Genomic DNA, 9,587 nt, shown 5'->3' with positions numbered 1-9,587 from the left:
ACACCCTTGCCTTCGGCTATATCCTTCCCACTACCGGGCGGATTCGGGACTTTAACCCGTTAGAAACGTGCGCCGCTAGGTGCACATACAAAAAGCCCGGCAGATTTTCATCTGCCGGGCTTTTCATCTCACATCAGGCGGATATTTAGCATCCGCCTTTCTGTTTCGTTAAACTGCTTTTTTTGCAAACCCCTTCCCCTAAAAGGATCAGCCTTCGATTGCAATGGTCTTTTTCTGTTCTACTGCCGGTTTTGCTTCTTTCTTTGGAACAAACAGGGTCAGGATACCATGTTTGAACTCAGCCTTGATATCGGCCTGTTCTACATCTTCACCAACATAAAAGCTTCTGCTGCACGCTCCCGCATAACGTTCTTTGCGGATATAATGACCGGTTTCTTTTTCTTTCTCATCTTTGTCCAGACCTTTTTCTGCACTGATGGTCAGATAACCATTTTCAAGCGTAGCCTGAACTTCATCTTTTGTGAATCCCGGAAGATCTACAACCAGCTCATAACCATTATCTGTTTCTTTGATATCGGTTTTCATTACATGGCTGGCTTTACGTCCGTAAAGTTTCTTCTCAACGTTCTTCATATCTTTATCGTAATAAAATGGGAAATCACCAAAAAAGTCATCAAATAAATTTTCTCCAAAAATGCTCGGCATCAACATAAGTCATCTCTCCTTTTTCTAATTGCAGTAACCTTTTCGCATTCCGGGTACTTCGACCTGTACCGAACAGTTACATTTACTTTTCATTTCGCTTATCAGGACTCAGGAGGTTTTGGATTTTCGGGAACCTCTTTTTCTTATTTCCTGTTCCCTTTCTCCTCTTCCTTTGTTCTATCTGTACTATAGCACGCAACGTTAGCACTGTCAAGAGGTGAGTGCTAATTTTTTGAGATTTTTTTTGCAAACCTTGATTTTACGAGGTTTGCAACACTTTTTCTTCCTTATAATCATCACTTTTTCTTGATTTGACACCATTTTGACACCAATTTTTTATTTTTGGTGTCAGCTAATTGCTACGCTTTCCAGCCTTGTGATTTCACTCTCAATTCTGGACATCTCACTTACATGGTTATATACGTCCATTGTTACATCTATATGGGCGTGTCCCATAATATATTGAAGAACTTTTACGTCTATCCTCTTTTCTGCCATTCTGGTACAAGCCGTATGTCGCATAATGTGAGCAGATACCTTTGGTAACAATTCAGCATTTCTATGTTCAGTCTTTGCAATTTGAACTTCTTTTTTGTTATATGCGTCTACAATATTATATAAGATATTGTTTATCGCATTAGGCATGAGCGGTCTGCCGGACTTCGCCATAAAAATGAATCCTTTATAACCATCTATCTCAACATCTTTTCCTTTTTGAAGCATGAAGTTTAATTTCTTTTGTTCTTCAAATGCTCTTTGTACATCTGATGTCATAGGGATAGTTCGGATTCCAGAATCTGTCTTTGGCGTGGAAATATGGAATTTATAGCCATCTCCTAAATCTTTATAAATCAACTGATGGTCAATACTTACCACTTTTGTTCTGCCATCTACATCTTCCCAAGTCAATCCAATCAGTTCTCCGCACCTTACACCTGTTCCTAACATGATTCTAAGCATTGGATAATAGGTATTGTATACTTGATTATTTTTCACAAATTCCAGCATTTTTTCCTGTTGTAAAACTGTTAAGGCAATACGTTCTTCTGCCTGTCTACCATAATCACTGATAGAAAACTTTGCCGGATTTTTGCGGATAATATCATCATCAACAGCCATTTCCAGTGCCGGATAAATCATATTGTTAATAAATTTTATTGTAGAATATGCGTATCCTGCTTTAGAAAGTTTTGAGTAAAACGATTTGATGTGTGATGGTAAAATCTGAACAACCTTGATGTTTCCAATTTCATCTTTGACACGATTCTCCCATGTTTTCAGATAATTTGCTCTAGTGGATTCTTTCAGCTCCCTAGTAGACATATATCTTTCAAACAATTTATTAAGAGTAAGTTTTTTGATTGCTCCATCCGTTAAAATGTTATCTTCCAAGTCTTTTGCAATCTGCTTTTCCTTTTCCCTTAATTCCGGTAAATCTCTTGCATATACTGTCAGACGCTTTCCGCTTCTTATATCTGTATAACGGTAACTGTATCTACCATCTTTACGCCAGCTTTCGCCCTCTCTTAATTTTCTTCCTTTATGGTCTTTTCTGCTATTTGCCATGAGAAACATTCCTTTCTGTAATAGCCCTCTTTTTGTTCTCATGACGTGGTTATGTCTGTAAATATTATACCATATATCACAAGAAACATAAATGAAAAAGGGTGTTATTCTTCCAGATATGAGAGGTAATTTTTAACTTTTTCTACCGAATAAAGAACCCTACGTCCAATCACAATTTTTGCTCCTGCCTGTTCTCCAATCTTTCTTGCAGTAGCATGACCACAAGATAACATTGCAGATAATTTATCTATATTTACCGTTATCGGCTGTGAGGTTGGTCTTTCTTTTGTTTTGTTCATCTGTCAGTCCTCCTTTTACCGACCTGTATTATCGTCATTTTCTGCACACCAGTAAAAGTATCACTCTCCTTTACCATGTGCTTTTTACAAGCAATCAGACGGCTTCGGCAAGCTCCGCTGGTATCTCAACCATTCCCATTCCTGTGGGCTGAACCGTGTCATACGGGTGTATCATTATCCTGTGTTGCAGGTCATGGCAGAACGACTTTTCCAACGGTCGCTCCCAGATCATTGCATGAATCGCTATCTCCCGATTGGAAAAGTCACGGCGTACAACCTCTGATGGCTCACTGCAAGCACAAACGTATCTGACTGCTTTATTCACTTGTCAAAGAACTGTTAGGCTCTTGTCAGCCTGTATCAATTCATTTTTACAAATGGACTGATACAGAATGGCAAGAAAAAGCGGAACAGGAAAGAGGGGAGTTTGTTAAATCATGCTCCGCTCAAAGATTATTTAATGTTCGTCTATTTCAAATTCACATATCATTTTCAAAAGGGCTTCTCTGATACGCCCCTTTAATTCCATATCAACCACAATGTATACGTTGCCGTATTCATCGTAAAACGGGCGTAAACAGCATTTTGATATGTAGGCTTCATAGAACAGCAACAGCTTTTCTATGGCGTTTTCGTTACCGTCCACGGCTGATGATATGAGAAAAAATGATGGAAGTGTGTGTTGCTTATTCTTCATTTGTTTTCTTCTCCTTTAACTGCTTTCTGATTTCTTCAAGTGAATTTCTTCTGTGCCTGTATGATGTACTTCGGTTGATGTTCAGCTTTTCGCCTATCTCCGAATCGCTCATATCCAAGAAGAAAAACATCAATACAATGTTCCGGCTCTGCTCCGGCAACTGTTTCAGTGCTTCTGCAAGTTCTTCGTCAAGTACACGGATTTCTGTACCGCACACATCGAATGTTGTATATTCACTTTCGTAATCGTCCCATACAATCAATTTCTCAACAACAATCTCTGGAAGCTCACAAAAGGATACTTCTTTTGCCTGTCGTCTGGCTAATTCCTTGCGGTAATTACGGACAATGCCTTTCACAACCTTTTTGAGCTTACAGTCAAATTGACACTGTATTGTCTTTTGGAAGTCTGATGGTTTCAAAATCACACCCCCTTTCGCTATGAAGTAAAAAGTATGTATCCCTCTTTCCGCACCATATCTGTACGGCAAGGTGTGATTTGTTGCAGGATTGAAAAAAATTTTTGTAAATATGAAAACAGCCTATTTGCACCAATAACAAATAGACTGTTTTTAAAACATCTGATATATGAGTTTTTAATTCATGTTCAAGGACTGATGATGTACTAAGAAAAAGACGGAATAAATTCGGTTGTCGGTATAGATTGCCTGTTTTACTTAGAATCACAAATTGCTCCTTGACCCGAGCAAGCCTGTGAAAATAGAAAAAGGACAGCTCTGGTTATACCAAAACCGTCCTAATATTTTTGGACATTATAAAACAGATTACCCACAGAACGGTTTTTTTTATTTACCGAACGAGGTAATATTTTTGTTTGAATTTACAATGCATATAATATGAGTTTTTAACACATTCTAATCACATGACATGAAGTATAAACTCATGCTAGGTGATTAAAAATGAGAAAAAAGAAAGATACACACAGCTTTGATTTTCGTCCTTTAGGACTGGCAATCAGAGAAGCCAGAGAGAAAGCAGGGCTTTCCAGAAATGATTTAGGCGATAAAGTCTTTTACGGAGAACGTCATATCGCAGATATTGAAAATATCGGGAAACACCCTAGCTTTCAGTTGTTCCATGATTTAGTTACCATGTTCAATATATCTGTTGACGAGTATTTCTATCCAGCAAAAAATATTGAAAAAAGCACAACCCGCCGTCAGATAGATTCGTCACTTGATTTATTGAGTGATAACGAATTAAAAATTATTCAAGGTACGATTGACGGTATCTTGAACAGCAGAGAGAATAAGAAGTAATTTGCTTCTTATTTTCTCTGTTTTTCTATACAGGTACTTTAACACCTATGAACATGAAAGGAAAAACTTACCTATTTCAAATCAAAGAGAAAAGTTTCATAGTCCTTTACATAGTACCGTATATTTTTTCGCCCTTTTTGAATAATAGTGTGTCCCTCTGATTCTAATTTTTCTTTTTGTGCCTCAATGCCATTTGGATATTTAGCATTCAGTTCTCCGTTCGCTTTTAATGTTCTCCAATAAGGCGTTTCATCTTCGGAACGCTGATAACTAGCCCATGCCACAATAGAAACAAAAATTCCTGCTGTAATCGGTTCTGTAAAATCTGCACCACTCAACTCCGCAAAGTATTCTCGTATTGTCCCAACAGTAATCACTTTACCATAAGGGACTTTTTTCATTACTCTGTCATAGTCAATTGGCGGAGCAAAATACATTTTACTTCCCCCATATTTTTCAATGCTTTTCTGGTCTGTAATGATTTGAAATTTTGGCATATCCTTGTTATCGTGCAACATAGCATTAAAATCTTTTTTATCTTCGTTTGCCATTTCTGCCACCTCCTGCTTTAAGAATAATCTGTTTGTCATTCCTATGCAATGAGACTGTTTGAAAAATTTGTTGATTTTCGATTTGTATATTTCTTAATTCATGCTATATCATAACTAAACACAGAATCATGGAATTAAAAAATGAGCCGACAATCTATAAGTTACAATAACTTACAAATTATCGGCTCTGCGTCTTAGCGTCTGGCTCTCTGATAATTATATTTCCACGTTTCATATTGATTATAGTTTCTTGTTTGCACTTCGGACAGAATAACGGAAAATTTATCAATTCTGTATCGTTCCGTATTTTGGTTCGTGTCTTATTGTTACAAATAGGGCAAAACACCCATGATTGATTACTCATAAAAGCTCCTCTCATATTCGCTTAATCTTACAAATTTATTCTACAAATTTTATTTTTTCATAAAAAATAACTAGTCAATACCATTACTAAAGTTATCTCCAAGACATCAGCAATTTTAATATATATACGGAAAAAGTTTATATGTTTTTTCTTTATATAAGTTATATTCTTTGAAATATTTTTGTAAAACTGCTTCTTCAACATTTATTCTTATTTGATAGCAAACAAAGCTACAAATAGCAACTATCAATATAGCAGGGATATTCTTTAACGCAATACTCACGCCCAATAATGACAGAATACTTCCAGTGTAGGCAGGGTGGCGTACAAATTTATACATACCATTTGTTATTAGCTGTTGTTCTTTACTAATCTGAACATTTAATGTAAATGCCTTTTTTAAAGTTAAAACAGCTTTTATACGAATACAAATCCCGACTGCTATAATTAACATACCAATTTTTGCAAAGTAAGCAGGCAACGTCAATTCTCTTATGCAAAATGGAGCTTTTTGACTGATACATAGAAAACTAATTATCAAACAAAATACAAAATTTAAATATAACAACCATTTCGTTCCTAAATCTCTAGTGTCAATTTTTTCAGTTCTATTTTGCTTTGAACGTGTATAAAAGAAAATAAATATTTCGGAAATAAGTAAACACATTAGCAACACATTAAATATATAATATTCAATAGCACTATTAAATTTTGTCATATCGCCCATTACTATTACCTCTTATTCCTTAATTTTAAAAATTTGTTTATTTCATCAGCTTGTCTTTTGGAAATATGATAAAAATAGCAATGAATAGCTATCATAATTAAAATATAGACACATGAATACCATGTAATGTTAATTGCACTAAACGCAAACCATTTACCTATAAATGCCACACCAATGGTTATTGGATATAATATAATCATTTCAGCAATAAAGTGATATATATATTTGCTAAAATCTATAAATGATAGAAGCCAATCGACAATCACTGACACCATAAGATAAACAAACACCTGCAAAATAAAGAAACAAAATCTGTCTTTAGAATATCCTGCTATAATATTGCTTATCGTTGCATACAAAATAATAAATGTAAATGCCATAGAAAATGCAGGAAGATATGTCCTTAAAAATTTATTCATAATAGCCACTCCTTATCTTATCTCTTAGAATAGGAATATATTTTCTTGAAACAATTAGATTTTCTTCATTGTTAAGTTCTGCCAATAATCTGTGGTTAGGGTAAGGTTTAACACAGACCAGACAAGAAATATTCAATAAGGCTGTTTTGCTTATCCTTACAACATTTGACCTTATTAAATCTTGTTCAATAGCAGAAAGTGTCTTTTTACATTCAAATATTTTTTGTTGAGTGTACATAAATGTTTTTTTATCAACAGTTTCAAAATACAAGACTTCATTTAATGGTATCTGATACAGCTTTTTTTCAAAAATTCCTTGTATAAGATATTCTTGTTGACGGATATATTGAACAATCCGATTTAAAGGTTGGGTCATACTTGAATATCGTATATCTATTTCCGGTTCAGCCAAATCTTTTTTTTCCAATAGTTGCAGTTTCAATATGCTTTCCTCCATGTACTTTAATAGAAGTTTAATATTTCTCCAAAACAGTCGCAAGCACTTTAAGTTCAAATACCCTTAACAGTATGTAAAATACCCACATTCCACTTTATTCAATTAAAGTTTTATTTCCTTTGTAATTTTATAGATATATTCCTCTGGCGTGGGACGCTTATTTCCAAACAGCTTTTTGAAATTCGCCTGTACCTCTGGGTCTGTACTGTTCATGGCTTCATCAATAGTAACCTGTATATTTTCCCTTAATTCCGATACAGAGACACCGCTTGCCTTTGCACCAGCCTTTAAGATTTTTTTCATATCTCCTTTTTTTAGTCCTATCATGTAATACCCCCATGTAATCTTATTTTCTAGCCATCACTAAATAACTGGATTTATTTTTCGATACTGTATAACTTTTATAATCTGTCATAAGTAAATCCCTTCCCGCTAATATCGTTCAATATTTCCATTATAGTTATGAGCTTTTTCAAGAAGTGGACCTTTCGCCCCCATTGTAAATGCAATATCGCTACTTCTAATACACAACAATTCATTTCCTATATCAAGATTTAACTGTTTTAATAGCTGTGATGTAAACTGAATACTACCATTTTCCTTTAGAGGAAGCCACGCATATTTCCGTCCTTTATATGTAACCAATGTTCCTCGTGGAATAGACTGTTTTTCTAACTGTGGACACTCATGTAAAATATGACTTAATTTTGACTTAGATAATAGAGGATATGTCGTTACGCAAAACCCACCCGTAACCTTACTTCCTGTAAAGATAATGATTTTATCATCATTTAGCACTTGATATTCTTCAAGTGCTTGCGTTGGAAATTGAACGGTTAAATCATCATGTATCAAAGATAGTCCAAATACGAATTTTCCGCCTTTATTTAATTGTGGCATAAGCACATCTCCTTTCTCTTTCATTTTCCAGATATTCGTGTTATAATCAAGCTAGAGTAATATAATATAATACTACTCTATATATAGAGTAGCTTAAATCATTGTATTTGTCAAGGAGTGTGAAATATATGTTATCAAAATCAGCTACTATGCTTTTAGGGCTTATTACTCATCAACCACTTAATGCCTATGAAATTGTTAAAACTTTAGACTACATGAATATCAAGTATTGGTTCAATATTGGAACGTCTACTGTATATGCCACAATTAAAACTCTAGAGAAAAAGCAATATCTCGTTGGTGAAATACAGAAGGACGGTAATATGCCCGATAAAACTGTTTATTCAATCACGGAACAAGGAAAAGCAGTATTTTTGGAGACTTTGCGAACTTCTTTTTTGAAGTTCGATTATGATACGAATATTTTTTCTATCACAGCATTTTTCCTTGATTGTTTACCAGAAAAAGAACAAAAGACGCTGTTAGAACAGCGTATGACCGTTTTACAAGAATATCTTGCTGGTATTCAAAAACAACATACAGAAGAATGGGAAAAACAAGTTAATCCATATCATGTTGCCAATCTACAACGTATGACGGATATTGTCTTAGCTGAAATTAGCGGTACAGAACGACTTTTTAAAGCTACAACAAAATAGAATATATGGTAAAAAGGCTTGCGGAGCATACTATATAGAGTATGACGCAAGCCTTTTTTTAGCATTTTTTACAAACTTATTCTACAATCTTCCAGTTATCGTCCTTATGAAGCACCAGCTCATACTGTGAGATTTGTGTCATTTTCGACTTGTTATCCAGATACTTCACAGACACACTGACCTTAAGATTATCGCCATCTTTGGTAAAAACAGGATTTACCAGCTCCGAAAATACATAATCGCCGGATACAGGAGCAAGCACACCATCTTTGACATAATAGGCAAGTTCTTTTTCCGTAGCTGTCGGATACAGCTTAAAGAATGTTTCCAAGAAAGCGGTAGCGTCCTTGACGGTATCGGAACTGACACTGACATCTGCTTCCTGTACTTTCGGTTCATACTTTGATTTCTGTACCGCCGGAGCAAGGGTTGGATTCTGGGTAATGACCATTGCACCGTCCTTATCCACATGAACGGTCACGGTGTAGTTTTCTGTGACTGCCTGTGTCTGTTCTCCCTCTTTTACCTGCTGATCTACTTCGTAGGCAACGGTAAAATCGTCCGTTCCAGACTGTTCTATATTCCAGACCAGCACATTTGTAACGGTCGCACTGGTTGGTATGTCCGTTCTGATGGTATCAGCGTTCAAGTCCTGTAATTCTTTGGTAAGGTATTTACTGATTTCTGTTGTCCTTGCTTCAATGGCTTCCTTGCTTGTATCCCATGAGTAGTAGGCTTTCGCAAAGTTCTTGACGAAATTCTCAATACCGTTGGTATCGTTCAATCTTAACTGAATGATTTCTTTTTCATGTACCGTGTGGGTGTCAATGGCGGTAAAGTTCTTATACACACCAAAGCTGGTGCTTGCCAGAAGCACCGCCCACAAAAGCAGAACAGATTTCTTATGTGTACCGACTTTCATGGTACGCACCTTCTTATTCTTAGGTGCTTTCTCTGTTTTTTCTTTTTTCTTAAACATATTTCAAGTCCTTTCTATTGTTTG

The 9,587-nt window shown here is 35.5% G+C and carries 15 protein-coding genes; 2 read left to right on the top strand and 13 right to left on the bottom strand.

Translation table 11 applies throughout. The annotated features are described in order from the left end of the window. Positions 1 to 207: 207 nt before the first annotated feature. From GPK60_RS07555 to GPK60_RS07535, 5 genes are all read right to left on the bottom strand, one after another. On the bottom strand, positions 208 to 672 hold the full coding sequence (locus tag GPK60_RS07555) for an Hsp20/alpha crystallin family protein (RefSeq protein WP_147632081.1): 465 nt from the start codon (positions 670 to 672) through the stop codon (positions 208 to 210). A 342-nt stretch (positions 673 to 1,014) separates the two neighbouring features. Further along, complete coding sequence (locus GPK60_RS07550; RefSeq protein WP_106987477.1) at positions 1,015 to 2,232, bottom strand: tyrosine-type recombinase/integrase; 1,218 nt, start codon at positions 2,230 to 2,232, stop codon at positions 1,015 to 1,017. Between the two features lie 104 nt (positions 2,233 to 2,336). Further along, the gene (locus tag GPK60_RS07545; RefSeq protein WP_005423220.1) at positions 2,337 to 2,531 is read right to left on the bottom strand and encodes a hypothetical protein; all 195 of its coding nucleotides are present in this window, start codon (positions 2,529 to 2,531) and stop codon (positions 2,337 to 2,339) included. Positions 2,532 to 2,988: 457 nt separating this feature from the next. Then, a complete protein-coding gene (locus GPK60_RS07540; RefSeq protein ID WP_005423216.1) occupies positions 2,989 to 3,228 on the bottom strand; it encodes a helix-turn-helix domain-containing protein in 240 nt (79 codons plus the stop codon). Further along, on the bottom strand, positions 3,218 to 3,649 hold the full coding sequence (locus GPK60_RS07535; protein ID WP_044925118.1) for a sigma-70 family RNA polymerase sigma factor: 432 nt from the start codon (positions 3,647 to 3,649) through the stop codon (positions 3,218 to 3,220). Before GPK60_RS07535 ends, GPK60_RS07540 begins: the two co-directional genes overlap by 11 nt. A gap of 498 nt (positions 3,650 to 4,147) precedes the next feature. Here GPK60_RS07535 and GPK60_RS07530 point away from each other — a divergent pair, with 498 nt between their 5' ends. Further along, the gene (locus tag GPK60_RS07530; protein WP_055158670.1) at positions 4,148 to 4,507 is read left to right on the top strand and encodes a helix-turn-helix transcriptional regulator; all 360 of its coding nucleotides are present in this window, start codon (positions 4,148 to 4,150) and stop codon (positions 4,505 to 4,507) included. A 71-nt stretch (positions 4,508 to 4,578) separates the two neighbouring features. Here GPK60_RS07530 and GPK60_RS07525 read toward each other — a convergent pair whose 3' ends face one another. The 7 genes from GPK60_RS07525 to GPK60_RS07495 all read right to left on the bottom strand — a co-directional run bounded on the left by GPK60_RS07525 (position 4,579) and on the right by GPK60_RS07495 (position 7,925). Beyond that, entirely contained in the window at positions 4,579 to 5,058 is a 480-nt protein-coding gene (locus GPK60_RS07525; RefSeq protein ID WP_055158669.1) for an MGMT family protein, read from the bottom strand. 178 nt (positions 5,059 to 5,236) lie between these two features. Further along, on the bottom strand, positions 5,237 to 5,422 hold the full coding sequence (locus GPK60_RS07520) for a cysteine-rich KTR domain-containing protein (RefSeq protein WP_081021270.1): 186 nt from the start codon (positions 5,420 to 5,422) through the stop codon (positions 5,237 to 5,239). A 115-nt stretch (positions 5,423 to 5,537) separates the two neighbouring features. Then, positions 5,538 to 6,149, bottom strand: a complete 612-nt coding sequence (locus GPK60_RS07515; RefSeq protein ID WP_055158668.1) for an isoprenylcysteine carboxylmethyltransferase family protein — start codon at positions 6,147 to 6,149, stop codon at positions 5,538 to 5,540. Between the two features lie 5 nt (positions 6,150 to 6,154). Next, positions 6,155 to 6,568, bottom strand: a complete 414-nt coding sequence (locus GPK60_RS07510) for a hypothetical protein (protein WP_138276440.1) — start codon at positions 6,566 to 6,568, stop codon at positions 6,155 to 6,157. Further along, positions 6,561 to 7,010 (bottom strand): LytTR family DNA-binding domain-containing protein, encoded by a 450-nt coding sequence (locus GPK60_RS07505; protein ID WP_158293293.1) that lies wholly within the window; start codon positions 7,008 to 7,010, stop codon positions 6,561 to 6,563. Before GPK60_RS07505 ends, GPK60_RS07510 begins: the two co-directional genes overlap by 8 nt. A gap of 117 nt (positions 7,011 to 7,127) precedes the next feature. After that, positions 7,128 to 7,352, bottom strand: coding sequence for a hypothetical protein (locus tag GPK60_RS07500; protein ID WP_055158614.1), 225 nt, complete (start codon positions 7,350 to 7,352; stop codon positions 7,128 to 7,130). Between the two features lie 105 nt (positions 7,353 to 7,457). Continuing rightward, the gene (locus tag GPK60_RS07495; protein WP_055158613.1) at positions 7,458 to 7,925 is read right to left on the bottom strand and encodes a hypothetical protein; all 468 of its coding nucleotides are present in this window, start codon (positions 7,923 to 7,925) and stop codon (positions 7,458 to 7,460) included. 128 nt (positions 7,926 to 8,053) lie between these two features. Here GPK60_RS07495 and GPK60_RS07490 point away from each other — a divergent pair, with 128 nt between their 5' ends. Next, positions 8,054 to 8,584, top strand: coding sequence for a PadR family transcriptional regulator (locus tag GPK60_RS07490; protein ID WP_055158612.1), 531 nt, complete (start codon positions 8,054 to 8,056; stop codon positions 8,582 to 8,584). A 76-nt stretch (positions 8,585 to 8,660) separates the two neighbouring features. Here GPK60_RS07490 and GPK60_RS07485 read toward each other — a convergent pair whose 3' ends face one another. Further along, positions 8,661 to 9,563, bottom strand: coding sequence for a conjugal transfer protein (locus GPK60_RS07485; protein ID WP_106987472.1), 903 nt, complete (start codon positions 9,561 to 9,563; stop codon positions 8,661 to 8,663). Positions 9,564 to 9,587 lie beyond the last annotated feature (24 nt).

The organism is Ruminococcus sp. MCC718 (assembly GCF_018783905.1).
Lineage (GTDB): Bacteria > Bacillota > Clostridia > Lachnospirales > Lachnospiraceae > Hominisplanchenecus > Hominisplanchenecus faecis.
Note: the sequence above shows the minus strand (reverse complement) of the source record. Positions and strands in the feature narration are given on the sequence as shown.

Coding starts and splice junctions, on each gene's coding strand:
- GPK60_RS07555 (WP_147632081.1), bottom strand. CDS start 672: ATGTTGATGCCGAGCATTTTTGGAGAAAATTTATTTGATGACTTTTTT.
- GPK60_RS07550 (WP_106987477.1), bottom strand. CDS start 2,232: ATGGCAAATAGCAGAAAAGACCATAAAGGAAGAAAATTAAGAGAGGGC.
- GPK60_RS07545 (WP_005423220.1), bottom strand. CDS start 2,531: ATGAACAAAACAAAAGAAAGACCAACCTCACAGCCGATAACGGTAAAT.
- GPK60_RS07540 (WP_005423216.1), bottom strand. CDS start 3,228: ATGAAGAATAAGCAACACACACTTCCATCATTTTTTCTCATATCATCA.
- GPK60_RS07530 (WP_055158670.1), top strand. CDS start 4,148: ATGAGAAAAAAGAAAGATACACACAGCTTTGATTTTCGTCCTTTAGGA.
- GPK60_RS07525 (WP_055158669.1), bottom strand. CDS start 5,058: ATGGCAAACGAAGATAAAAAAGATTTTAATGCTATGTTGCACGATAAC.
- GPK60_RS07520 (WP_081021270.1), bottom strand. CDS start 5,422: ATGAGTAATCAATCATGGGTGTTTTGCCCTATTTGTAACAATAAGACA.
- GPK60_RS07515 (WP_055158668.1), bottom strand. CDS start 6,149: ATGGGCGATATGACAAAATTTAATAGTGCTATTGAATATTATATATTT.
- GPK60_RS07510 (WP_138276440.1), bottom strand. CDS start 6,568: ATGAATAAATTTTTAAGGACATATCTTCCTGCATTTTCTATGGCATTT.
- GPK60_RS07500 (WP_055158614.1), bottom strand. CDS start 7,352: ATGATAGGACTAAAAAAAGGAGATATGAAAAAAATCTTAAAGGCTGGT.
- GPK60_RS07495 (WP_055158613.1), bottom strand. CDS start 7,925: ATGCCACAATTAAATAAAGGCGGAAAATTCGTATTTGGACTATCTTTG.
- GPK60_RS07490 (WP_055158612.1), top strand. CDS start 8,054: ATGTTATCAAAATCAGCTACTATGCTTTTAGGGCTTATTACTCATCAA.
- GPK60_RS07485 (WP_106987472.1), bottom strand. CDS start 9,563: ATGTTTAAGAAAAAAGAAAAAACAGAGAAAGCACCTAAGAATAAGAAG.